The organism is Streptomyces sp. A1277 (assembly GCF_004795015.1).
GTDB lineage: Bacteria > Actinomycetota > Actinomycetes > Streptomycetales > Streptomycetaceae > Streptomyces.
Genome location: NZ_SSBI01000023.1, coordinates 76,608 through 100,387 on the forward strand (window position 1 = coordinate 76,608; position 23,780 = coordinate 100,387).

General features: G+C 70.4%; 20 protein-coding genes and 2 pseudogenes. 12 read left to right on the forward strand and 10 right to left on the reverse strand.

What is annotated here, in order from left to right; all coding sequences use genetic code 11:
• Nucleotides 1–40: 40 nt before the first annotated feature.
• Nucleotides 41–2,554 carry a DEAD/DEAH box helicase gene (locus tag E6R18_RS17490; RefSeq protein WP_136317820.1) on the reverse strand — a complete coding sequence of 838 codons (2,514 nt, stop codon included), beginning with the start codon at nucleotides 2,552–2,554 and terminating at the stop codon, nucleotides 41–43.
• 170 nt (nucleotides 2,555–2,724) lie between these two features.
• On the opposite strand from E6R18_RS17490, the gene E6R18_RS17495 reads away from it, so the two are divergent.
• The gene (locus E6R18_RS17495; protein ID WP_136317821.1) at nucleotides 2,725–3,516 is read left to right on the forward strand and encodes a metal-dependent hydrolase; all 792 of its coding nucleotides are present in this window, start codon (nucleotides 2,725–2,727) and stop codon (nucleotides 3,514–3,516) included.
• On the opposite strand, the gene E6R18_RS17500 is transcribed toward E6R18_RS17495, so the two are convergent.
• Together E6R18_RS17500 and E6R18_RS17505 are read right to left on the reverse strand one after the other, a co-directional pair.
• Entirely contained in the window at nucleotides 3,509–5,296 is a 1,788-nt protein-coding gene (locus tag E6R18_RS17500) for an ABC transporter ATP-binding protein (RefSeq protein ID WP_136317822.1), read from the reverse strand. The two genes, E6R18_RS17495 and E6R18_RS17500, sit on opposite strands and share 8 nt — an antisense overlap.
• Nucleotides 5,293–7,128: an ABC transporter ATP-binding protein gene (locus E6R18_RS17505; protein ID WP_136317823.1), complete on the reverse strand. Its 1,836-nt coding sequence runs from the start codon at nucleotides 7,126–7,128 to the stop codon at nucleotides 5,293–5,295. The genes E6R18_RS17500 and E6R18_RS17505 overlap by 4 nt, the downstream gene beginning before the upstream one ends.
• Nucleotides 7,129–7,452: 324 nt before the next feature.
• On the opposite strand from E6R18_RS17505, the gene E6R18_RS17510 reads away from it, so the two are divergent.
• Nucleotides 7,453–8,196 carry a L,D-transpeptidase family protein gene (locus E6R18_RS17510; RefSeq protein WP_240799768.1) on the forward strand — a complete coding sequence of 248 codons (744 nt, stop codon included), beginning with the start codon at nucleotides 7,453–7,455 and terminating at the stop codon, nucleotides 8,194–8,196.
• 167 nt (nucleotides 8,197–8,363) lie between these two features.
• Here the strand turns inward: E6R18_RS17510 and E6R18_RS17515 are convergent.
• A pseudogene (locus tag E6R18_RS17515) lies at nucleotides 8,364–8,510 on the reverse strand (FAD-linked oxidase C-terminal domain-containing protein); the annotation flags it as partial.
• Nucleotides 8,511–8,704: 194 nt separating this feature from the next.
• Nucleotides 8,705–9,148, reverse strand: a complete 444-nt coding sequence (locus E6R18_RS17520) for a MarR family transcriptional regulator (protein WP_136317824.1) — start codon at nucleotides 9,146–9,148, stop codon at nucleotides 8,705–8,707.
• A gap of 191 nt (nucleotides 9,149–9,339) precedes the next feature.
• Here E6R18_RS17520 and E6R18_RS17525 point away from each other — a divergent pair, with 191 nt between their 5' ends.
• Both E6R18_RS17525 and mltG read left to right on the forward strand, forming a co-directional pair.
• A complete protein-coding gene (locus E6R18_RS17525) occupies nucleotides 9,340–11,148 on the forward strand; it encodes an ABC transporter ATP-binding protein (RefSeq protein ID WP_136317825.1) in 1,809 nt (602 codons plus the stop codon).
• A 235-nt stretch (nucleotides 11,149–11,383) separates the two neighbouring features.
• Nucleotides 11,384–12,223, forward strand: coding sequence for an endolytic transglycosylase MltG (gene mltG, locus E6R18_RS17530; protein ID WP_136317826.1), 840 nt, complete (start codon nucleotides 11,384–11,386; stop codon nucleotides 12,221–12,223).
• 117 nt (nucleotides 12,224–12,340) lie between these two features.
• On the opposite strand, the gene E6R18_RS17535 is transcribed toward mltG, so the two are convergent.
• Complete coding sequence (locus tag E6R18_RS17535) at nucleotides 12,341–13,462, reverse strand: NAD(P)-binding domain-containing protein (protein WP_136317827.1); 1,122 nt, start codon at nucleotides 13,460–13,462, stop codon at nucleotides 12,341–12,343.
• A gap of 134 nt (nucleotides 13,463–13,596) precedes the next feature.
• On the opposite strand from E6R18_RS17535, the gene E6R18_RS17540 reads away from it, so the two are divergent.
• Nucleotides 13,597–14,019, forward strand: coding sequence for a secondary thiamine-phosphate synthase enzyme YjbQ (locus tag E6R18_RS17540; protein WP_136317828.1), 423 nt, complete (start codon nucleotides 13,597–13,599; stop codon nucleotides 14,017–14,019).
• Between the two features lie 151 nt (nucleotides 14,020–14,170).
• Entirely contained in the window at nucleotides 14,171–14,581 is a 411-nt protein-coding gene (locus E6R18_RS17545) for an FKBP-type peptidyl-prolyl cis-trans isomerase (protein ID WP_136317829.1), read from the forward strand.
• A gap of 51 nt (nucleotides 14,582–14,632) precedes the next feature.
• Here the strand turns inward: E6R18_RS17545 and E6R18_RS17550 are convergent, their stop codons facing one another.
• The gene (locus E6R18_RS17550; RefSeq protein ID WP_136317830.1) at nucleotides 14,633–15,454 is read right to left on the reverse strand and encodes an alpha/beta hydrolase; all 822 of its coding nucleotides are present in this window, start codon (nucleotides 15,452–15,454) and stop codon (nucleotides 14,633–14,635) included.
• 251 nt (nucleotides 15,455–15,705) lie between these two features.
• Here E6R18_RS17550 and E6R18_RS17555 point away from each other — a divergent pair, with 251 nt between their 5' ends.
• From E6R18_RS17555 to E6R18_RS17565, 3 genes are all read left to right on the forward strand, one after another.
• The gene (locus E6R18_RS17555; RefSeq protein WP_206308309.1) at nucleotides 15,706–16,146 is read left to right on the forward strand and encodes an ATP-binding protein; all 441 of its coding nucleotides are present in this window, start codon (nucleotides 15,706–15,708) and stop codon (nucleotides 16,144–16,146) included.
• 183 nt (nucleotides 16,147–16,329) lie between these two features.
• On the forward strand, nucleotides 16,330–16,500 hold the full coding sequence (locus E6R18_RS17560) for a hydrophobic protein (protein WP_136317831.1): 171 nt from the start codon (nucleotides 16,330–16,332) through the stop codon (nucleotides 16,498–16,500).
• Between the two features lie 385 nt (nucleotides 16,501–16,885).
• Nucleotides 16,886–19,180: an excinuclease ABC subunit UvrA gene (locus E6R18_RS17565; protein WP_136317832.1), complete on the forward strand. Its 2,295-nt coding sequence runs from the start codon at nucleotides 16,886–16,888 to the stop codon at nucleotides 19,178–19,180.
• Nucleotides 19,181–19,253: 73 nt separating this feature from the next.
• On the opposite strand, the gene E6R18_RS17570 is transcribed toward E6R18_RS17565, so the two are convergent.
• Together E6R18_RS17570 and E6R18_RS17575 are read right to left on the reverse strand one after the other, a co-directional pair.
• On the reverse strand, nucleotides 19,254–19,763 hold the full coding sequence (locus E6R18_RS17570; RefSeq protein WP_136317833.1) for a hypothetical protein: 510 nt from the start codon (nucleotides 19,761–19,763) through the stop codon (nucleotides 19,254–19,256).
• Nucleotides 19,764–19,922: 159 nt separating this feature from the next.
• Entirely contained in the window at nucleotides 19,923–20,537 is a 615-nt protein-coding gene (locus E6R18_RS17575; protein ID WP_136317834.1) for a TetR/AcrR family transcriptional regulator, read from the reverse strand.
• Nucleotides 20,538–20,643: 106 nt separating this feature from the next.
• Here E6R18_RS17575 and E6R18_RS34910 point away from each other — a divergent pair.
• The 3 genes and pseudogenes from E6R18_RS34910 to E6R18_RS17585 form a co-directional block, all read left to right on the forward strand.
• Nucleotides 20,644–20,922: pseudogene (locus E6R18_RS34910) on the forward strand (NAD(P)H-binding protein); the annotation flags it as partial.
• A gap of 364 nt (nucleotides 20,923–21,286) precedes the next feature.
• Nucleotides 21,287–21,523 carry a hypothetical protein gene (locus E6R18_RS34915; RefSeq protein WP_240799770.1) on the forward strand — a complete coding sequence of 79 codons (237 nt, stop codon included), beginning with the start codon at nucleotides 21,287–21,289 and terminating at the stop codon, nucleotides 21,521–21,523.
• 369 nt (nucleotides 21,524–21,892) lie between these two features.
• The gene (locus tag E6R18_RS17585; RefSeq protein ID WP_136317835.1) at nucleotides 21,893–22,726 is read left to right on the forward strand and encodes a PIG-L family deacetylase; all 834 of its coding nucleotides are present in this window, start codon (nucleotides 21,893–21,895) and stop codon (nucleotides 22,724–22,726) included.
• A 68-nt stretch (nucleotides 22,727–22,794) separates the two neighbouring features.
• Here E6R18_RS17585 and E6R18_RS17590 read toward each other — a convergent pair whose 3' ends face one another.
• Nucleotides 22,795–23,772: a hypothetical protein gene (locus E6R18_RS17590; RefSeq protein WP_240799769.1), complete on the reverse strand. Its 978-nt coding sequence runs from the start codon at nucleotides 23,770–23,772 to the stop codon at nucleotides 22,795–22,797.
• Nucleotides 23,773–23,780 lie beyond the last annotated feature (8 nt).

Genomic DNA, 23,780 nt, shown 5'->3' on the forward strand with positions numbered 1-23,780 from the left:
GCCGTTCCTCTCCACTCTCGCGGTGACAACGCGCGCCCGCTCACAGCTGGCCCACGGAGGTGACCCGCACGACCGCCCGGCCCTCCTCGTCCGACGCCGCGAGATCGACCTCGGCGCTGATGCCCCAGTCATGGTCGCCGTTCGGGTCGGCGAACGTCTGACGGACCCGCCACACACCGTGCGCGGCGTCCTCGTCGATCTTCAGCAGCTTCGGGCCGCGCGCGTCGGGACCGGTGCCCAGCTCCTCGTACTCGTCCCAGTACGCGTCCATCGCCTCGCCCCACGCGTCCTCGTCCCAGCCCGCGTCCGCGTCCAGGCCGCCGAGGTCGCGGACCCGGTCCAGCGCGGCCAGCTCCACCCGGCGGAACATCGCGTTGCGCACCAGCACCCGGAAGGCACGGGCGTTCGCCGTGACCGGCTTGACCTCGTCGGCCCGCTCCTGCGCCTGCTCGGCCGTCTCCACCTCCGGATTGGCCAGCTGCTCCCACTCGTCGAGAAGGCTGGAGTCGACCTGACGGACCATCTCCCCGAGCCAGGCGATCAGATCCTCCAGGTCCTCGGACTTGATGTCGTCCGGGATGGTGTGCTCCAGCGCCTTGTACGCGCTCGCCAGATAGCGCAGCACGATCCCCTCGGTACGCGCCAGCTCGTAGTTCGAGGTGAACTCCGTGAAGGTCATGGCCCGTTCGTACATGTCGCGGATCACCGACTTCGGCGACACCGGGTGGTCGCCCACCCACGGGTGGCTGCGCCGGTAGACGTCGTACGCGTGCCACAGCAGGTCGCTCAGAGGCTTCGGGTACGTCACCTCCTGGAGCAGCTCCATCCGCTCCTCGTACTCGATCCCGTCGGCCTTCATCTGCCCGACCGCCTCGCCGCGCGCCTTGTTCTGCTGCGCGGCCAGGATCTGGCGCGGGTCGTCCAGCGTCGACTCCACCACCGACACCATGTCCAGCGCGTACGACGGCGAGTCCGGGTCCAGCAGCTCGAACGCGGCGAGCGCGAACGTGGACAGCGGCTGGTTCAGCGCGAAGTCCTGCTGGAGGTCGACGGTCAGCCGCACGATACGGCCCTCCGCGTCCGGCTCGTCCAGCTGCTCCACCACGCCGCCGTCCAGCAGCGAACGGTAGATCGCGATGGCCCGGCGGATGTGCCGCAGCTGCGCCCGGCGCGGCTCGTGGTTGTCCTCCAGCAGATGCCGCATCGCCTCGAAGGCGTTGCCCGGGCGGGCGATCACGGACAGCAACATGGTGTGCGTGACCCGGAAACGGGAGGTCAGCGGCTCCGGATCGGACTGGATCAGCTTGTCGAACGTGGTCTCCGACCAGGCCACGAAGCCCTCGGGAGCCTTCTTGCGGACGACCTTGCGCTTCTTCTTCGGGTCGTCACCGGCCTTCTTGACCGCCTTCTCGTTCTCGATGACGTGCTCGGGCGCCTGGGCGACGACGAGGCCGGCCGTGTCGAAGCCCGCCCGCCCGGCCCGGCCGGCGATCTGGTGGAACTCGCGGGCCCGCAGCGTCCGCACCCGGGTGCCGTCGTACTTGGTGAGGGCGGTGAACAGCACCGTCCGGATCGGTACGTTGACGCCGACGCCGAGCGTGTCCGTACCGCAGATCACCTTCAGCAGACCGGCCTGCGCCAGCTTCTCCACCAGCCGGCGGTACTTCGGGAGCATGCCGGCGTGGTGCACGCCGATGCCGTGCCGCACATAACGCGAGAGGTTCTGGCCGAACTTGGTGGTGAAGCGGAAGTTGCCGATCAGATCGGCGATCTTCTCCTTCTCCTCCTTGGTGCACATGTTGATGCTCATCAGCGACTGCGCCCGCTCCACCGCCGCCGCCTGGGTGAAGTGCACGATGTACACCGGCGACTGCCGGGTCTCCAGGAGCTCGGTGATCGTCTCGGTGATCGGCGTCAGCCGGTACTCGTAGCTCAGCGGCACCGGCCGGGTCGCCGAGCGGACCACGGAGGTCGGGCGGCCGGTGCGCCGCGTCAGGTCCTCCTCGAACATCCGGACGTCACCGAGCGTCGCCGACATCAGGACGAACTGGGCCTGCGGAAGCTCCAGCAGCGGGATCTGCCAGGCCCAGCCCCGGTCCGGCTCCGCGTAGAAGTGGAACTCGTCCATGACGACCTGGCCGATGTCCGCGTACTTCCCGTCACGCAGAGCGATGGAGGCCAGCACCTCGGCGGTGCAGCAGATCACCGGGGCGTCGGCGTTGACCGAGGCGTCCCCGGTCAGCATGCCGACGTTCTCCGTGCCGAACAGCTTGCACAGGTCGAAGAACTTCTCCGAGACCAGCGCCTTGATCGGGGCGGTGTAGAAGGTGACCTTGTCCTGGGCCAGGGCGGTGAAGTGCGCACCCGCCGCGACCAGGCTCTTCCCGGACCCGGTGGGCGTGGAAAGGATCACGTTGGCCCCGGAGACCACCTCGATCAGCGCCTCCTCCTGAGCGGGATAGAGGGTGATCCCCTGCGTCTCGGTCCAGGACGAGAATGCCTCGAAGAGGGCGTCGGGGTCGTCGGTCGGGGGCAGCTGATCGATAAGGGTCACGCCCCCATCTTGCCTGCCTTCGGTCCCGATGAGGGAACCGGACGACGGCAGGAAGATCACGGACGATACGCTGCCCTCTCAACTCGGCCACGCCGCAACGGCGGTGGCCGGATCCCGCGCACAGGCACCGCCTGGCGCTCTCGGCGACATCCACGGGGGGCTCAGCAGTCATGATGGGACCGGCGCACTCACTGTCCGGGGCAGCGGCCTGGCTGGGGGTGGGTGCCGCCGCGGCTGCCGCCGGTCACACCATGCCGTGGCCCGTCCTCGTCGTCGGCGCGCTGATCAGCGCGGGAGCGGCGCTGGCCCCCGACCTCGACCACAAGTCGGCGACCATCTCGCGCGCCTTCGGACCGGTCTCACGCGGAGTGTGCGAGGTCGTCGACAAGCTCTCGCACGCCGTCTACAAGGCCACCCGGATGCGCGGCGACTCCACGCGCAACGGCGGCCACCGCACCCTGACCCACACCTGGGTCTGGGCGGTCCTGATCGGCGCGGGCGCCTCGGCCGCGGCGATCACCGGCGGCCGCTGGGCCGTGCTGGGCATCCTCTTCGTCCACCTGGTCCTCGCCGTCGAGGGCCTGCTGTGGCGGGCCGCCCGGGTCTCCAGCGACGTCCTGGTGTGGCTGCTGGGGGCGACCAGCGCGTGGATCCTCGCCGGCATCCTCGACCAGCCGGGCAACGGCTCCGACTGGCTCTTCACCGATCCCGGCCAGGAATACCTCTGGCTCGGGCTGCCCATCGTGCTCGGCGCCCTCGTCCACGACATCGGGGACGCGCTGACCGTGTCCGGCTGCCCGATCCTGTGGCCGATTCCGGTCGGCCGCAAACGCTGGTACCCCATCGGCCCGCCGAAGGCCATGCGCTTCAGAGCCGGCAGCTGGGTGGAGATCAAGGTGCTGATGCCGGTGTTCATGGTGCTCGGGGGAGTGGGCGCGGCAGCCGCGATGAACGTCATCTGACGCCGTGCCAGGACCGCCACAGCGCCGCGTACGCGCCGTCCGCCGCCACCAGCTCGTCATGGCTGCCGAGCTCACTGATCCTGCCCTGCTCCACCACCGCGATCAGATCCGCGTCGTGCGCGGTGTGCAGCCGATGGGCGATGGCCACGACCGTACGGCCGTCCAGCACCCGGGCCAGCGACCGCTCCAGGTGCCGGGCCGCGCGCGGGTCGAGCAGCGAGGTCGCCTCGTCCAGGACCAGTGTGTGCGGGTCGGCCAGGACCAGCCGGGCCAGCGCGATCTGCTGCGCCTGCGCCGGTGTGATCACCAGACCGCCCGAGCCGACCTCGGAGTCGAGACCCGCGTCGAGCGCCCTCGCCCAGCCGTCCGCGTCGACCGCCGCGAGCGACGCCCACAGCTCCGCGTCCTCGGCGTCCGTACGGGCCAGCAGCAGGTTGTCCCGCAGCGAACCGACGAACACATGGTGCTCCTGGTTGACCAGCGCCACATGGGAACGGACCCGCTCCGTAGGCATCCGCGACAGCTGTGCGCCCCCGAGCGTGACCTCACCGGTCCGCGGCGCGTAGATCCCCGCCAGCAGCCGGCCCAGCGTCGACTTGCCCGCGCCCGACGGGCCGACCAGCGCCAGCCGCGTACCCGGCGCGACGTCCAGCGACACCCGGTGCAGCACGTCGACCCCGTCCACGTACCCGAAGCGCACCTCGTCGGCGCACACGTTCCGGCCGTCCGGGACCACCGCGGCGTCGCCCGCCTCCGGCTCGATCTCCCGGACGCCCACCAGGCGCGCCAGCGACACCTGGGCGACCTGCAACTCGTCGTACCAGCGCAGGATCAGACCGATCGGGTCCACCATCATCTGGCCGAGCAGCGCGCAGGTCGTGACCTGGCCGACGGTGAGGTACCCCTCGATGACGAACCAGCCGCCCAGCAGCAGGACCGCGCCGACGATCGTCGCGTACGTCGCGTTGATGACGGGAAAGAGCACCGAGCGCAGGAACATCGTGTACCGCTCCCAAGCGGTCCACTCCTTGATGCGCCGGTCCGACAGGGCGACCCGGCGCGCACCCAGCCGGTGCGCCTCCACGGTCCGCCCGGCGTCCACCGTCTCCGCGAGCGCCGCCGCGACCGCCGCGTAACCGGCGGCCTCCGAGCGGTACGCCGAGGGCGCCCGGCGGAAGTACCAGCGGCAGCCGATCAACAGCACCGGCAGCGCCACGAGCACCGCCAGGCCCAGCGGGGGAGCGGTGATCGTGAGGGCGGCGACGAGCAGGCCCGCCCACACCACGCCGATGGTCAGCTGCGGCACCGCCTCGCGCATCGCGTTGGCGAGCCGGTCGACGTCCGTCGTGATCCGGGACAGCAGGTCACCCGTGCCGGCCCGCTCCAGCACGCCCGGGGGCAGCCGCACCGAGCGCACCAGGAAGTCCTCGCGCAGATCGGCGAGCATCTCCTCGCCCAGCATCGCGCTGCGCAGCCGCATCATCCGGGTGGCCACCGTCTGCACGACCAGCGCGACCGCGAACACGACGGCCGCGCGCTCCAGATGCAGGTCGGTGACGCCGTCGGACAGATCCTCGACGAGCCCGCCCAGCAGGTACGGGCCCACGATCGAGGCGGTCACCGCGAGCGTGTTGAGCACGGTCACCACGATGAACGGGCGCCGGTGGCGCCGGATCAGCCCCCGCACGTAGGCGCGTACGGTCGCGGGGCTGCCGACCGGCAGGGTCGTGGCCGACTCCGGGGCCGCCGGGTCGTAGGCCGGTGGGGCGATGCCGATCATGCCCTCTCCTCGATTTCCTCGTTCGTGCCGATCTCTTCGTTCCGCCCGGGTGCGGCCACCGTCTCGTCGCCCGTGTCGCGGGTGACGACGTCCCGGTACCGCTCCTCGGTGCGCAGCAGCTCGCGGTGCGTACCGGCCGCCACCACCGTGCCCCCGTGGACCAGCGCCACCCGGTCGGCCAGGTCCAGCAGCAGCGGCGACGAGGAGAAGGCGACGGTCGTACGGCTCGTGCGCAGCGCCTTCACGCCCGCGGCGACGCGGGCCTCGGTGTGCGAGTCGACGGCGGAAGTGGGCTCGTCCAGGACGAGCGTGTCCGGGTCGGTGATCAGCGACCGGGCCAGCGCGAGCCGCTGACGCTGGCCGCCGGAGAGCGACCGGCCGCGTTCGGTGATCCGGGTGTCCAGCGGTTCACCGCCCGGTCCGGGGGACGCCTGCGCCAGCGCGGCCAGGACGTCGTCGCACTGGGCGGCCGACAGGGCGGCACCGGCCGTCACCCGGCCGGACGACGGCACATCCAGCAGTTCACGCAGCGTGCCCGAGAGCAGGACCGGGTCCTTGTCCTGGACCAGGACGGCGGTCCGCGCCGCGTCCAGCTCCAACTCGTCCAGGGGGACGCCGCCCAGCAGGACCGACGGCTGCCCGGGGGCGTCCGGGGCGTCGGCCTCCTCTTCGCGCACCTCGGGCTGGGCGTGCCCGCCGAGCCGTTCCGCCAGCCGGCCCGCCTCGTCGGGGTCGCCGCAGACCACGGCGGTGAACAGGCCCTGGGGTGCGAGCAGCCCGGTGACCGGGTCGTACAGGTCGCCGGTGGGGACGGTGCCGGCCGTGGCCGCACGGGTGGTCCGGCTCAGCGACAGCACCCGCACGGCGCGCTGCGCGGAGGGCCGGGAGAAGGAGTACGCCATGGCGATCTCCTCGAAGTGGCGCAGAGGGAACAGTGTCAGGGTCGCCGCGCTGTACACCGTCACCAGCTGGCCGACCTCGATCTTCCCGTCCCGCGCCAGGGAGGCCCCGTAGACGACCAGGGCGAGCAGCAGTACGCCCGGCAGCAGGACCTGGACCGCGGAGATGAGCGACCACATGCGGGCGTTGTGCACGGCGGCCTTGCGGACCTCCTGGGAAGCGCGCCGGTAGCGGTCCAGGAACAGGTCCTCGCCGCCGATGCCCCGCAGTACGCGCAGCCCGGCCACGGTGTCCGAGGCCAGTTCGGTGGCCTTGCCCGCCTTCTCGCGCTGGGCGTCGGCACGCCGGGTGGCGCGCGGCAGCAACGGCAGTACGGACAGCGCCAGGAAGGGCATGGCGATCGCCACGAGGATGCCCAGGGAGGGGAGGTAGAGAAGGAGACCGACGCTGACGACGACCAGGACCGCCGCGGCGGCCAGGAAGCGGGAGAGCGACTCGACGAACCAGCCGATCTTCTCCACGTCACCGGTGGAGACCGCCACCACCTCGCCCGCGGCGACCCTGCGGGTCAGCGCCGAGCCCAACTCGGCGGTCTTGCGGGACAGCAGTTGCTGCACCCGGGCCGCGGCGGTGATCCAGTTGGTGATCGCGCTGCGGTGGAGCATGGTGTCGCTCACCGCGGTCAGCACACCGAGCAGCCCGGTCAGGCCGCCCGCCAGCGCGATCCGCCCACCGGAGCGGTCGATGATCGCCTGGACGGCCAGTCCGACGGTGAGCGGATAGCCCGCGATGGAGCACTGGTGCAGAAGGCCCCAGAACAGGGACTTGAGCTGCCCGCGGAGCTGATTGCGGCCCAGCCAGTACAGAAAGCGCGGGCCTGAGCGGACATCGGGATCGCCGGGATCCGGGTACGGAAGATCGCGAATGTGCATGACGTCCCAAAGGAATCGGAAGAGGCCGGGACCCGCGAGGGGCCCCGGGAACACGTCGGGAGAAACACCGGGCCGCCTGCGGGGGTTCGCAGGCGGGGAACCAAACCGTGCAAGCCTCGCGTATCACCGGGGACGCGGCAAACGCTTTTATCGGGGCCGGTGGTGGGCTGTACGGTCCGGCCGGGGTCGGCCGCGGACGGGCGGGGTCGGGCGGGGTCGGCCGGTGCGACCGGGCAGCCGGGGGCGGGTAAAGATTCGGCACGCTTTCGCCGGGCCCCCCTGGGGCGGGCGAAGGCGCACGTCACCAAGTGCGAGCATGGGCAGATGCATATAGCCGGTGCGGTACGAGTGGTGGTCTCGGCGGCCGCCTGTGGTGTCCTGCTCACGACCCTGACGTCCTGCGGCGACGGACAGGACACGAAGAAGAGCGGCGCCGAGCGGTCGGCCGCCGCCGAGAAGGGCGAGCAGAAGGAGCAGACCACCGGCCTAAAGCGCATCCCCGATGTGGGCGACCGGCTCCAGTCGCAGATCCCGGCCGAGTCCCGTCAGGTCGTCGCCGTCTACGGCGCGGGCAAGGACTCCGCGGACTCCACCGTCGTGCTCTACACCAAGTCCGGCTCCACCTGGGACGAGGTCGCCGACTGGAAGGCGCACAACGGCAAGAAGGGCTGGGCGGCCAACCACCACGAGGACGACAAGCGCAGCCCGGTCGGCGTCTTCACCCTCAGCGACGCGGGCGGCGTGCTGGCCGACCCCGGCGCGCTCCTCCCGTACACGCAGTCGGCGTCCATCCAGGCTCCGCACTACTGGGCCAAGTCCCACTGGCACGACTTCGACTACGTCATCGCCATCGACTACAACCGGGTCAAGGGCACCCCGCCGAACGACCCGACGCGCCCGCAGGGCCAGTCGAAGGGCGGCAGCATCTGGCTGCACATGGACCACGGCAGCGGCACTTCGGCCTGTGTGAGTGTGTCGAAGCCGGCCATGGAGAAGCTGCTGCGCACCCTGGACCCGAAGCAGCATCCGGTCGTGGTGATGGGCGACCGGGCGAGCCTGCGCGCCTGACCGGCCGTCGGCGCACGCCTCAGCCTCAGCCGGAGCCGGAGCCGGAGCGGGAGTCGGAGCCGGGGCGGGAGCCGGAGCCGGAGCGGGAGTCGGGGCCGGGGCGGGAGCCGGAGCCGGAGCGGGAGTCGGGGCCGGGGCGGGAGGCGGGGCCGGGGCGGGTCGCCCTCGGCCTGGAGCGCGAGCAGCGCCTCGCAGGCGTCGGCCAGCCGCGAGGGCGGGACGGCGAAGTCCTCCGTGGTCAGCGTCGTGCCCGAGGGGCGGGAGCCGCCGACCGCGGTGACGAACGCCTTGCGGGCCTTCCAGCGACCGGAGAGCGCAGGGCGGTCAGCTCCTCGCGCAGCGGTTCGGGGGTGCCCTGCGCCCGGCCGTCGGGCACGCGGTCGGGGGAGGGCGGGCGCGCCGCCGCGGGGCGCAACGTGTCGGGATTCGGCTCAAGCAGCGGCATGGTGAGGTCTCCTCGGCGGCTTGGCGATGCGGCGGCTCGGCGCTGCGACACTCCCCGGTCCGGTCAGCAGCGGCGCTCCGGCATTCCGTTGACGAGAGCGGTCAGCAGACCGCCGAGCACCTCGCGCTGATCGCCGGTCAATGGAGCCAGGATCTCCTCTGCGGCCGCCCGACGCGCGTCGCGCAGTGAGCGGAGCGTGTCGATGCCCTCGTCCGTGATCTCGATCCGGACCACTCTGCGGCTGTCAGGATCGGGGACACGCCGCACCCGGCCCCCGGCCTCCAGGCCGTCCACCAACGTGGTCACGGCACGGGGGACGACGTCGAGGCGCTGCGCGAGGTCCGCCATCCGGGGCGGCCCGTCGTAGTGCGCCACGGTGCGCAGCAGCCGGAACTGCGCGGGCGTGATGCCGATCGGCTCCAGCTGGCGGCTCTGAATGCGCTGGAGCCTGCGCGTCAGCCGCAGCAGCTGTTCGGCGAGCAGGCCGTCGGGGTCGGGGGAATCCATGGGAGGAACACTATCAGGATTTGGTTCATTGTGAGTAGGGGTAACAATGAGCTATGCTCTCTTTCGGCTCGGCCGTCAGAGTCGCGATTCCGCGCCCGGACGGCCCTGCCCCGCACACCGCGGGCGTGTGCGGCCGCCAGGGACGGCCGCACACGTCCCGCCCCGTAGCCGCACGCCCGACGAAGGAGCCCATGAAACCCGACGAACCCACGTGGACACCCCCGCCCAGGGATGCCGACCGGCCACCCGCCGAGCTGCGCCGCATCCTCCGCCTCTTCCGGCCGTACCGCGGCCGCCTCGCCGTCGTCGGAGTGCTCGTCGGCGCCTCGTCACTGGTCTCGGTCGCCTCGCCGTTCCTGCTGCGCGAGATCCTGGACACCGCCATCCCGCAGGGGCGGACCGGGCTGCTCTCGCTGCTCGCTCTCGGCATGATCCTGACCGCCGTGATGAACAGCGTCTTCGGCGTACTGCAGACCCTCATCTCGACCACTGTCGGCCAGCGCGTCATGCACGACCTGCGCACCGCCGTCTACACCCAGCTGCAGCGGATGCCGCTCGCCTTCTTCACCAGGACCCGCACGGGTGAGGTCCAGTCCCGGATCGCCAACGACATCGGCGGCATGCAGGCGACCGTCACCTCGACGGCCACCTCGCTCGTCTCCAACCTCACCGCCGTGATCGCCACCGTCGTCGCCATGCTCGCGCTCGACTGGCGGCTCACCGTCGTCTCGCTCCTCCTGCTGCCGGTCTTCGTCTGGATCAGCCGCCGGGTGGGCCGCGAGCGCAAGAAGATCACCACCCAGCGCCAGAAGCAGATGGCCGCCATGGCGGCCACCGTCACCGAGTCGCTCTCCGTCAGCGGCATCCTGCTCGGCCGCACGATGGGCCGTTCCGACTCGCTGACCCAGGGCTTCGCCGAGGAGTCCGAGCGGCTGGTCGACCTCGAAGTGCGCTCCAGCATGGCCGGGCGCTGGCGGATGTCGACGATCGGCATCGTCATGGCCGCCATGCCGGCCGTCATCTACTGGGCCGCGGGCATAGCCCTGCAGTCCGGCGGGCCCGCCGTCTCGATCGGCACGCTCGTCGCCTTCGTCTCGCTCCAGCAGGGACTGTTCCGCCCCGCCGTGAGCCTGCTCTCCACCGGGGTGCAGATGCAGACGTCGCTCGCGCTCTTCCAGCGGATCTTCGAATACCTCGACCTCACCGTGGACATCACCGAGCCGGAGAACCCGGTGCGCCTGGAGAAGATCCGCGGCGAGGTCCGCTTCGAGAACGTGGACTTCAGCTACGACGAGACGAGCGGCCCGACCCTCAGCGGCGTCGACATCACCGTGCCCGCAGGCGCCGGCCTGGCCGTCGTCGGCCCCACCGGTTCCGGCAAGTCCACCCTCAGCTACCTCGTGCCCCGGCTCTACGACGTGACCGGCGGCCGGGTGACGCTCGACGGGATCGATGTGCGCGAGCTGGACTTCGACACCCTTGCCCGGGCGGTCGGCGTGGTCTCGCAGGAGACGTACCTCTTCCATGCCTCGGTCGCCGAGAACCTGCGCTTCGCGAAGCCCGACGCGACCGACGAGGAGATAGAGGCGGCGGCCCGCGCGGCACAGATCCACGACCACATCGCCTCGCTCCCCGATGGATACGACACCCTCGTCGGTGAACGCGGCTACCGCTTCTCGGGAGGCGAGAAGCAGCGCCTGGCCATCGCGCGCACGATCCTGCGCGACCCCCCGGTGCTGATCCTCGACGAGGCGACGAGCGCGTTGGACACCCGTACCGAATTCGCCGTGCAGGAGGCGATCGATGCCCTCTCCGCCGGACGTACCACGATCACCATCGCGCACCGGCTCTCCACCGTCCGCGACGCCGACCAGATCGTCGTCCTCGACAGCGGCCGCACAGCGGAGCGCGGCACCCACGAGGAACTGCTTCAGCAGGGCGGGCGGTACGCCGCCCTGGTCCGCAGGGACACGGAGCTCGCCCCGGTGGCGGCAGGGTGACCGCCGCCCGCCTCGGCGGTCGACGGTGCCCTCCCACGCGACGGCGCCACCGCTTCCGTGGGGACGGGGACGACGGTGCCGGGTGGAGCGGGGACCTCCCGAAACGATCACGCGTTCCAGCGAACGTCCGCGCCCCTGTTCGCGTGTTCGTGCCACGCGGTGCCGGGGCGTGCCGGGGCGTGCCGTGGGGATCGGGGTCCCGGGTCCCGGGGCCGACGCGGGTTAGCGTGCCCGCATGGCGCACGAGACCCCGGATTCCCGGCCTCACCGCAGACTCCGTCCGACCCGGCGTGGCCGTCTGGTGCTGTTCATCGGCGCCGTGCTCGTTCTCGCCGTGGCCGCCGCCGTACTCGTTCCCCTGCTGACCAGGGAGTCCGGTACCGAGCAGCCTCGCACCACCCTGGTGATCCCTGAGGGGTGGCGGGCCACGCAGGTCTACGCGGCCGACGACAAGGCCCTCGACCAGCCCGCCGGCACCACCGCGAAGGCCGCCAAGGCGGCGGACCTCCCGCTCCCGGCCGAAGCGAAGGGGAACCCCGAGGGCTACCTCTTCCCGGCGACGTACCCCGTCACCTCCACGACGACCCCGAAGAGTCTGCTGCGCTACATGGTCGACACGGCGGTCGAACATTTCGGCGCGGACCACATCACGGCCGGTGCCCGACGCAACGATGTGACCGTCTACCAGACGGTGACCATCGCCGCCATCGTCCAGGCCGAGGCGGACACCGAGGCGGACATGGGCAAGGTGGCCCGGGTCATCCACAACCGCCTCGACCGCGAAATGCCGCTCCAGATGGACTCCACCCTCAACTACGCGATGAACCGCAGCACGCTGGACACCACCACGGGTGACACCAAGATCGACAGCCCGTACAACAGCTACGAACACAAGGGGCTCCCGCCCACCCCCATCGGCAACCCGGGGGAGCAGGCGATGACAGCGGCGATCAGCCCGACCCCGGGCCCCTGGCTGTACTTCGTGACGGTGGCCCCGGGCGACACCCGCTTCACCGACGACTACGCGGAGCAGCAGCGCAACGTGGCGGAGTTCAACCGCAACCGCAGGGGGTGACAGGGAGCGCTGACGGGGAGCAGCGCCAGGGGTGGCCGGACGCGACGTGAAAACGAGCCGCACCGACCAGGCAGTGCCGGGCGACCGAAGCGTCCCCGTGGGGGCCGACCGACCGATTCACGCGGCCGAGGCCGCCCCGACGGAGGTCCGCATCCCAGCCGCCGCCCCCTCGCCTTCCCGTTCCTCTTCCCGCCGCAGCAGTTCTCCGATGGCCCTGACGGCGGCCCGTCCGGCGCGGTTGGCCCCGATGGTGCTGGCGGACGGCCCGTACCCGACGAGATGGATGCGCTCGTCCCGCACGGCCTGGGTGCCCTCGACCCGGATGCCGCCGCCGCGCTCACGAAGCCGCAGCGGGGCGAGATGGTCGACGGCCGCACGGAAACCGGTCGCCCAGAGGATGACGTCGGCCTCGACGGTGCGGCCGTCGTCCCAGGCGACGCCGTCCGGCGTGATCCGGTCGAACATCGGGAGCCGGTCGAGCACCCCGGACTCGCGGGCGCGCCGGACGGCGTCGGTGACGGGCAGCCCGGTCACGCTCACCACGCTCTGCGGCGGCAGCCCGCGTCGTACCCGCTCCTCCACCATCGCCACGGCGGCCCGCCCCTGCTCCGCCCCGAACGGCCCGTCCCGGAAGACGGGCGGTCGCCGGGTCACCCAGTAGGTCCCGGCCGCCACCTCGGCGATCTCCATCAGGTGCTGCGTACCGGAGGCCCCGCCGCCGACGACGATCACCCGCTGCCCGGCGAATGCGGCGGGCCCGGGGTAGTCGGCCGTATGCAGTTGCCGGCCACGGAACGTCTCCTGCCCCGGGTAGCGCGGCCAGAACGGCCGGTCCCACGTCCCGGTCGCGTTGATCAGGGCGCGCGCCGCGTACGTACCCTCGGAGGTCTCCACGAGCAGCCGCCCACCGTCGCCCTCACGTACGGCGCTCACCTCGACGGGCCGGTGCACCCTCAGGCCGAAGGTGCTCTCGTACCGTTCGAAGTACTCGCCGATCACCTCGGACGAGGGCCGCTCGTCGTCCGCACCGGTCAGCTCCATCCCCGGGAGCGCGTGCATGCCGTGCACCTTGCCGTAGGTGAGCGACGGCCACCGGAACTGCCAGGCGCCGCCGGGAGCCGGGGCGTGGTCGAGGACCACGAAGTCACGGTCCGGCTCCAGGCCGCTGCGACGCAGGTGATAAGCGCCGGACAGGCCCGCCTGCCCGGCCCCGATCACCACGACGTCCACCGATCGCATCCCGATACCGTTCACGCTTCTACCAACTCCGGGGGACCGGTGGAACTTCCCGCGACGCTTCCGGTCGCGGCCGAGGTGCCGGACGCGGACGCGCCATCCTCGGGATCGGGTCCGGAGAGCGGCAGGATGGGAGCATGTCTTCTCCCTTCACCACCACTGTCCTGCACCTCACCACCGGCTCGACGGAGACCGTCACCGACCTGACATCGGACTGCGAGCAGTTCCTCAACGGCGCCGCCGCCGGCCGCGACGGCCTGCTCAACATCTTCGTCCCCCACGCCACCGCCGGAATCGCCGTCCTGGAGACCGGCGCGGGCAGCGACGACGACCTCCTGTCGGCCCTGCACGCCTTGCTCCCCGCCGATGACCGCTGGCAACACCGCCACGGCGCCCCCGGCCACGGCCGCGACCACGTGGTCCCGGCCCTGGTCCCGCCACACGCGACGCTGCCGGTGATCGCGGGGCGCCTGGAGCTGGGAACGTGGCAGTCGGTGTGCCTGGTGGACACCAACGTCTCGAATCACGACCGTCAGGTGCGGTTGAGCTTCTTCGGCTGATGCGTCGCCTGGACGGGACCGCGGAGGGAGATCCGGTCGCGCCCGACCGAGCGGTGCGCACGGGCCGGTAGCGTGATCGCCTGCCGCATGGAACGTCCATGTGTCCGGCCGGCCCGTGCGGGGGATTCCGGTGGCGAGCGAGGGGACCGTGATGAACGAACTGACGAAGCCCGCAATCGTGGTTCCGGAGGGAGTCGCGACCACTGAGTTGGCGACCCGGGACCTCGTGGTCGGGGATGGACCCGAGGCGCAGCCGGGCAGGGTGGTCCAGGTTCACTATGTGGGGGTCACGTTCGCGTCCGGGAGGGAGTTCGACTCCTCCTGGGAGGAGGACCGGCCGTTCAAGTTCGCCGTGGGCGGCGGCAGGGCCATCAAGGGCTTGGACCGGGGGGTAAGGGGAATGAAGGCCGGCGGCCGGCGCGAGATCATCGTCCCCCCGCGTCTCGGTTACGGCAGGCAGTCACCCTCTCCGTTGATCCCGGCGGACTCGACCCTGATTTTCGTCGTGGACCTGCTCACGGTGGTGGGCGGAGCGAGGCCCGGCTTGACCGGCTCGGCCTGAAAGCACGGCTGGGCCTGCCCGCTCAGCCGGTCACCGCCGCGCACCCCCGGCTCAGGCCGGACGGAACCCGGCTGTCAGGCAGGCCAGCAGCTGGCCCGGCGCGTCTTCCTGGAGGAGGTGGCCGGCGCCCTCGATCCAGTGCAGCTCCGCGTGCGGGACGCGTTCGTGCAGCCACTCGGCGTACTCGGGAGGGAGGATGCGGTCCTCGCGACCCCAGACGAGCCGTACCGGGATCGAGATGTCGCCCAGCAGGTGCTCGTACGCGGCGGTGTCCGCCTGCCTGATCTGGGTGTACTGACGGTAGAACGCCGCCTGCCCTGCCTCCCGCCGCCACGGTGTGAGGAAGGCGTCGAGGACCCCTGGCCGGAAGCCGGCGTGCGTGGCGTGCCGCAGGTGGCCGGCGACCAGCGCTTCGTGCGCGTAACCCGGCAGCTCGCGGAAGACCTCCTCGTGCTCCAGGAAAAGCCGGAAGAGCCCGCGCTCCCACTCGCCGCCGCTCACCGCGTCGAACAGAGTCAGGTCCCGGTAGCTCCTCTCCTCCAACAGCAAGGTCCGCAGCGCCACCGCCCCGCCGATGTCGTGAGCCACAACGCTGGGGCGCGAGAGCCCCCAGTGGTCGAGGAGGCGGGCGAAGTTCATTGAGTGAGCCGCCAGGCTCAGATCCTGGCCCTCTCGCTGCTCCGACTGGCCGAAGCCGAGATGGTCGAAGAAGAAGACCTTGCGGGTACGGGCGAGCGCGGGAGCGATGTCCCGCCAGAGGAATGAGGAATACGGCGTGCCGTGCACCAGTACGAGCGGGTCTCCGCTGCCCATCGTCCCCCACCGCACCACCCCTCCGGGCGTCTCGAATCCTTCGTCCAGTGTCCAGTCCACCACTTTTCTCCTCTTCTGCGTCGTGAGTACCACCTTCCACACGAAGCGTGCCTCGATGCCTCGCCAGCAGGAATCCGTCGCACCCGCGGGCCCCGGGGGCAGCAGGGGACAGTACGGAACAGTGCGTACGAGAAGCGGATGTGCCTTACGCATCTGACCGCTGCTCGTCCTCGACCGCCTCCTGCCGGGGCTGCGGGGGTGGGCCTCGAAGGCGGGGGTAGGGGGGAGGAGAGCCGAGTGAGGGAGGGCCGATGACGAAGGACACGTCGTTGCGCGCGATGGGATGGGCGCAGTCGTTTCCGGTGTCGCAGGGGGCCCGGGCCGGGCGTCGGTGGACGCGGGAGCACCTGGCCTCCCTGGAGTGGACCGAAGGCGCCTCCGAGACGGTGGACGCGATACTGCTCAGCGTCTCCGAGCTGATCACCAACGCGCACGTGCACGCGCACAGCGATGCGCAGCTGGTTCTCACCTGGGACAGCCACTGCCTGCACGTGAGCGTCCACGACTCCGACCCCCTGCCCCCGGCCAAGCAGTCCGAAGACCTGACGACGACCGGAGGGCGAGGACTGGCCATCGTCGACGCGCTCGCCGACGACTGGACCACGCATCTGCAGGACTCGGGCAAGACCGTCACTGCCTGCTTCGTGCCACCGGGCGTTCCGAAGCCCCGGCACGGCGGGGACGTCAGCTGAGCACCGGGCGCCGCCCGGAGAGACGCTGCGCGCGGAATCCCGGAAGACCTTCCGGTCCCGTTGCAATGCCCGGATGCGAGAGCATCCGGTTCTGCGGGGCGTTCACGTCCGTGAGACTTTCGTAGAGCCCCTTGGAGTGAGGTCGGAATTTTGGGGCACAGGAGGTCTTGGAGGTTGATAATCATGGTTCCTATCATTCTTGTTCTTCTGCTCGCACTTATTCTCTTCGGTGCAGGCTTTGCACTGAAGGCGCTTTGGTGGATCGCCATCATCGTGCTCATTGTGTGGCTGCTCGGATTTGTGATCCGGCCGACGTCAGGTGGCGGTAAGCGAGGTCGCTGGTACCGATGGTGACACCTGCCGGTTGACCGGAGCTTCCATGGCGTGCGGGTGGGCCACGACGAATCTTCGTCGTGGCCCACCCGCACGCCAGCAACGTGTCGACGGTCCATGAGCCGAGACGAGGACGGCATGAGCACTGCCACGCAGGGCACCCGGGAAAGTGACCGGGGATTCTGCCAAGAACCATGACCTCCCAAGGCAGGATCTCCGGTCATCATCTATGTCGATCAAGTAGCGGCTCGCGCGCTTGCCCAAGCGGTTCCCGCCACGGCATCGGCGAAGCGACCCGGGCGGATGTCGGCAACGTCCTTGACGCGATGAGGTGTTCTCCTGGCGCTCGCCGGCCCGTCTCGTGAGTGCCGTCCGTTTCTGTGTCGGATGATCTAAGATGCCGGGCATGGCTCGTCGGAATTTCGCACTCGAATCCGTAATCTGTGTCGTGGGGGCGGCCGCCAATAATCTCAGGAATGTCAGCCTGGAGTTTCCTAAAAAATCGCTGACGGTTGTCACAGGGATTTCCGGATCCGGTAAGTCGTCGCTCGTGCTCGACACCGTCGCCGCCGAGGCACAGCGCCTCGTGAACGACACGTACCCCTCTTTCGTGCGCAATCGGCTGCCCCACATGCCGGCGCCCGAGGTGCAGTCGATGAGCGGCCTCACCTTCACCGCCATCATCGATCAGCGTCGCTTCACCGGGAACGCCCGGTCGACCGTCGCCACCGCCTCCGACATCGCCCCGCTGCTCAGGCTCGTGTTCTCCCGGATCGGCGAGCCCTCCGCCGGATACTCGCCCGCGTACTCCTTCAACGACCCGGCGGGCATGTGTCCCGAGTGCGAAGGGCTCGGCTCCGTCGTCGACATCGACGTCGATGAGCTGATCGATCCGGAGAAGAGCATCGATGAAGGGCCCGTTCGGTTCAGTCAGTTCCGCCCGGGCACCTACCGGTGGAAGCGCTTCGCCTACTCCGGACTGTTCGACCGGGCGAAACCGCTGAAGAATTACACGAACGAGGAGATGGGGCTCTTCCTCTACGCCGAGCAGCACAAACCGCCGAAGCCAGATCCGCGCTTTCCGAAAACCGCTCGGTTCGACGGCGTCGTCACCCGGTTGCGCGACGTGTACGTAAAGAACCGTCCGGCCAAGATCTCCCAGCAGGTGCACCGGGAATTGGAGCGTGTCACCGCTCACGGGGTCTGCCCGGCGTGCGACGGGGCTCGGCTGAATGTCGCTGCACGCACCAGCCTCGTCGAAGGACGCTCGATCGTGGACTGGTCGGCGATGTCGGTGGCCGAACTCCGCGAACTCCTGGACACGGTGGACGATCCGCGCGTGGAACCCGCGCTCGCAGGCATCCGCCACACGCTGGACGCACTGCTCTCGGTCGGGCTCGGCTACCTCTCGCTCGACCGGGAGTCGTCGACCCTGTCGGGTGGCGAGGCCCAGCGAGTGAAGATCGTGCGGCACCTCGGCAGTGCCCTGACCGACATCACCTATGTATTCGACGAACCCTCGACCGGCCTCCACGCCGCTGATGTGCAGCGACTCAACCAACTCCTGCTGAAGCTGCGAGACGCGGGCAACACCGTTCTGGTCGTGGAGCACCACCCCCAGGTCATCCGCATCGCCGACCATGTGGTCGACATGGGCCCGGGCGCGGGATCGGACGGTGGCCTCGTCCAGTTCGAAGGGACACCGGAGAAACTGCTCAAGAGCGGCACCGTCACGGGCCGGCTGCTCTCCACACCGCTGGAGCTACGGCGCACGGCCCGCAAGCCGCGCGGCCACGTACGGGTCGTGCGCGCCTCGGCGCACAACCTCGGCGGCTTCGACGTCGACATCCCGCTCGGCGTACTCACCGCCGTCACAGGTGTCGCCGGCTCCGGAAAGACCTCCTTCGCCACTGACGAACTTGCCAGGCAGCAACGTGATTTCACGGTGGTCGGACAGGAACCGCTCGGCGGCGGCGTACGGTCGATGGCGCTGAGCGTCCTCGGCGTCGCCGATGGCGTGCGCGAGGCGTTCGGTGCCGTGTCCGGCCTCGCACCGGCTTGGTTCAGCTTCAACTCGAAAGGCGCCTGCCCTGCTTGCCGGGGCAAGGGTTACATCACCACCGAGCTCGCGTTCCTGGACGACGTTGCCACCCCCTGCGAGGCGTGCGGTGGTGCGCGCTTCAACCCCACAGCCCTGGGAACCACGCTCGACGGCCACACGATCGCGGACGTCCTTCGGATGACGGCCGGCCCGGTGGCCGAACTCTTCTCCGACCGAGCGGACATCGCGGAGCCGATGATGTGGCTGGAGCGCGTGGGGCTCGGCTACACCGCCGTCGGACAGTCGCTCGACACCCTCTCCGGCGGCGAGAAGCAACGCCTGCTCCTCGCCAGGCACCTCAGCGCGTCCTCCGGCTTCGCCGAGGAGCACATCGTCCTGGACGAGCCGACGACCGGTCTGCACCCCGGCGACGTGGACCGACTGGTCGTACTCTTCGCCGACCTGGTGGACCGGGGTGCGACCTTGGTCGTGGTCGAGCACGACCTCCGCGTCGTTGCCCAGGCAGACCACGTGATCGACATCGGACCGGGTGCCGGCACCGATGGCGGCCGCTTGGTCTTCACCGGGCCGCCGGCCGCACTGGTCTCCCGGGCGAACTCCCTGACAGGGAGGGCCCTGAAGGAGGCGGTGGCCGGGTAGGCGGTGAAGGAGCCGCGCATCGGGGCGAGTCGAGCTTCGGCACCCCGTAACGGACTTCGCCCCCGCGCCCTTCTCACCGGGCTCGCGCCACGCTCACTCGCCACACGTCGCCTGCCTGGTGAGCCTCCTGATCATCGACGTCGTGGTCACCGCCCCCGTACGGATCGAGGTCACTGATGACGAAGATGCGAGCACCGGACTCGGCCACGCGATAGCGATGGACGTCCCCCGAGACGTCGTCCGGCTCGACGGTACGCCCGAGAGACAGGATCGCGGCTCGCAATTCCGCAAACCGGACGCGGGGCGCGAACTCGCCGTACGGCTGTGTGAGAGAGGCCGGCACGGAGAGGCCGTGGATCAGTCGGTGGATCTGCACACTGAATCCGAAGCAGGACAGAGGCCCCTCGGCATCCGAGAAGAAGAGTTCGACCAGCCCGTAGTCCCGGCGCAGCAGCCCCTTGCCCGGATCGTCGAGGTAGTCCGGTCCTACTGCGGCCTCCCACGCGTCGGGACTGGATCCGAGACCGGTTCCGAGGACTTCGCAGCGTGTGGCGACGTGTGCGTAGAAGTCCAGATCGGACACTCGGTGATCTCCTCGGGTCGGGCAGGCGTACAGACCGAACCCTAACGGCAGGAATGCGAGCCGCCGCCTGCTCGACGGGACCCGTGCTCGCCCCGGGCGTGAAGCCTCCCGGCATGGATCCGTACGGTCCCCTTCGTGCCCGGTGCCCGGTGCCGGCGGTCACGGGTTCCGGCTGCGCTCCGGCTCCGCCGTTCCGTCGCTGCACGGCGCCTGGGTCAGCATGCCGTCGAGGGTCAGTGCCACGAGGCGGTCGGCCTGCTCGGGGGGCAGGTGCTCGCGGGTCCGGGCCGCGGCGTTCATCAGGGCGAAGACGTCGACGCCGGTCACGTCCCCGCGGAGGGTGCCGTCCGCTCGGGCGTTGACGATCAATGCGTCACTGATGTCGTTCATCCGGACGCAGGGGGAGTGGAGTTCCGAATCCGGGTCGTCCAGCCCGTCGGCGAACACGGCGGCCAGGCCCTGGTACGCGGCCCCGTGCTCGACCACCGCGTGCACCCACCGAGTCAGCGCCTGCCTGGGCGCGGAACTGGTGCGCAGTACCTGCCCGTACTCGAAGAGGGCCTCGTTGCGTTCACGCAGCAGTGAGCCGATGAGGGCACGGCGGTTCGGGAAATGGCCGTACAGCGTGCCGATCGCGACACCGGCCCGCCGGGCGACGCTCACCAGGGGAGCACCCGTGCCCTCCTGCCGGAAGACCGCGTCGGCTTCCGCCAGCAGGCGGTCCCTGTTGCGCCGCGCATCGGCCCGGAGGCGGCGCTGCCGGGGCAGGGCCATCTTCTCTCCGCGTCCGGCGCTGATTCGAGGCACCCTCACGTCAGTTTTCCCGAGGGCCCCTCAGGTTAGCCGTCACGGGCCCACCGCATCCGCGGAGGGGACACGCATGATCTTGGTGACGGGAGCCACCGGTTCCATCGGCAGGTCTCTGGTGCGCCGGCTGCGTCAGGACGGTGCGCCGTTCACGGCGCTGGTGCGCGACGAGAGCAAGGGGAGGGCGCTCGGCTGCGGTTTCGTCGTCGGCGACTTCGACGACCCGGGCTCGGTCGCCGGGGCGCTCAAGGGGGTGGACCGGCTGTTCTTCAACGGCTCCGGCGCCGAGCCGGTGGACGGGGAGCAGTCGATGATTCGCCGGCAGAAGACCGTGATCGACGCGGTGCGTGCGGCCGGCGTCGCCCACGTGGTGAAGGTGTCGGTCTGGCACGCCCGGCAGGGGCGAAGCTCTCCCAGGGAGCGCACTGGGAGATCGAGGAACACCTCAAGGTATCCGGCCTCGCCTGGTCGGTGCTCCAGCCGGCCGGTTTCATGCAGAATTTCCTCGCCCCCGGGGGCCTACACCCCGGACGGAGACCTGATCGCCTCCCACGGCAGCACTCCCGTCGCCCACATCGACTGCCACGACATCGACGCCTGCGCGGCCGTCCTGCTGACCGGGGCGCGCGGCGAGGGGGAGACCTCCGTCCTCAGGGCCCCGAGGCGCTCACCGGCGCGGACGTCGCCGACAAGATCGCGTCGGCGTTGGCCGGGTCGTGGGCCGCGCGGAACTTCCCGCCGAGACCCTTGCCGACGCCATGGCGGCCCAGGGGCTGCCGCGCCGGTTCGGCGAGGATCTCGCCGTGCTGGTGAAGGAGGTCGCCGCCGGATCCCAGGCCGTGACCACCACGGCGGTCCAGGACATCACGGGCCGGCCGCCGCGCGCGTTCGACGACTTCCTGGCCGCCAACCCGGAGGCCCTGCGGGCAGCGCTCTTGCAGGCACCGCGGTAGCCGGTTCGGCCGGGCGGCCTCCAGGAGCGCGGTCGGGGAGCGTGATCGGCGAGCCCGACGGCATGCGCTGCTCCCCCGCCGCGACGTGCAGCGCGGGATGCCGCTCCGCGGAGGCCGCCGGTGGCGCCGAGACGTGGGTGTCCCGCCTGTACCTCGTTCGCGTTGAAATTCCGACATCCGGAAGGTCGATCGGCTGAGCCGGGAACAGCCGGTCCTGCCGGAACGGTTGCATCGACCGAGGGGCCGGCGCCGCACGGCGGGGGAGACGGAGACCGCAAGGTCGTTCGCCCCGCCGGGGACCGGCCCCACGAGCGCGGTACGCCCGCCGCGTACTCGGACCAGGACGTACTCATGCAGGAGGACAGTGTCATGACTGACCGGCCGTTGACGCTCATGGCAGTGCACGCCCACCCCGACGACGAGGCCACCGGAACGGGAGGGGTCCTCGCGCGGTATGCGGCGGAAGGCATGCGCACGGTTCTTGTGACGTGTACCGACGGTGGCTGCGGTGACGGACCGGGAGGAGTCAAGCCCGGCGAACCCGGGCACGACCCGGCGGCCGTCGCCCTGATGCGACGCCGTGAACTGGAGGCGAGTTGTGAGGTCCTGAAGGTCAGTGACCTGGAGATGCTGGACTATGCCGACTCCGGGATGACGGGGTGGCCGAGCAATGACGCCCCCGGTTCCTTCTGGCGGACCCCCGTGGCGGAGGGCGCCGCACGACTTGCGCAGCTCATGCGGCACTACCGGCCCGATGTGGTCGTCACCTACGACGAGAACGGCTTCTACGGTCACCCCGACCACATTCAGGCCCACCGCATCACGATGGCGGCGTTGGAGATGACCGAGCTGACACCGAAGGTGTACTGGACGACGGCGCCGCGCTCGATGATGCAGCGCTTCGGGGAGACCATGCGCGAGTTCGGCGCGGACATGCCCGAGCCGGATCCGGCCGAGGCCGCCGCGATGGCCGAGATCGGGCTCCCCGACGACGAGATCACCACGTGGGTGGACACCACCGCGTTCAGCGGTCAGAAGTTCGATGCGTTGGCCGCGCACGCCAGTCAGGGCGAGAACATCTTCTTCCTCAAGATGGGCAAGGAGAGGTTCGGCGCGTTCATGGGCATGGAGACCTTCGTACGGGTCAAGGACACCACCGGCGCGGCCGTCCCCGAGAACGATCTCTTCGCCGGCCTGCGCTGAGCAGTCCGCGTTCGCAGTGGTGAGCCCCCGTCGGACCGCGCCGGCGGGGGCTCCCGAACCGGCGCTCCCTACTTCCGCATCACCAGGAAGACGATCAGCGCGGCGAGGATCAGGCCGCTCACCACCGCCGCGGCGATCTTGGCCTTGCTGTACGGGCGTTCGCCGATGACCTCGGCGGTGCGGGCGTTCACCATGACCTGCCAGCTGGTGCCCGCGTACAGGTAGGTCAGGAACCATACGGGCAGCAGCATCAGCTTGAACGTGAGCGCCGAGTACTGGGTGTCCAGGGTGGTGACCCGTTGCTCGTCACCGCCGATGTCGGACCGGCAGTCGGACGTGATGACGGTGGCCATCCGTTCCTTGGCCGTCACCAGACCGTCCTCGGGCTCCACGTCGTACCGTACGGTCCGGAAGCCGGCCAGGTACTCCGGCTGGAACGGCTTGGCCTCCTCCAGGGGCCACGGTGTGAGCTTGTCCAGCTGTTCGTGGCCGACGTGGCTGGTGCCGGCGACGAGGACGTCGTCGAATGCGCGGCTGACCGTTCCGGAGACGGGGGACCAGCGGGTGTGGCGGACCTGGCGGGTCTTGGTGACGCTCTCGCCGTTCTCCGTCGTGGTGTACGTCTCGGTGACGTAGTAGTGGACGCCGCGCTGACCCCGGTAGTGGGTGACCGTTTGCGCGTCGTAGGTCCAGTGCGGCAGGTAGCTGCCCTTGAACGTCTCCGCCTCGCCGACCGTCTTCAGACGGGACGGCGCGAACCAGCGGGACGATGTCCAGGCCCGCAGCGCGTCGCGGGCCGCATCCCGGTCCAGGCCGAAGGGGACCACGGCCTCCGGCCGCACCCGCTCGGTGGCTTCGGGGTCGGCGACCAGCGGGGTGGCGCAGAACTGGCAGCTGACGGAGAGGTCGTCACTCTCGGTCTGGGCGCCGCAGCCCGGGCAGACGTAGGTGCGCATGCCGCCGGGGACGGAGCTGCGCGGCTTTACGGGCAGCGGGGTCAGCTCGTCGAAGCTGTGCTCGCGGACCTCCCGCGATGCCGCGGTCACCGCCTGCT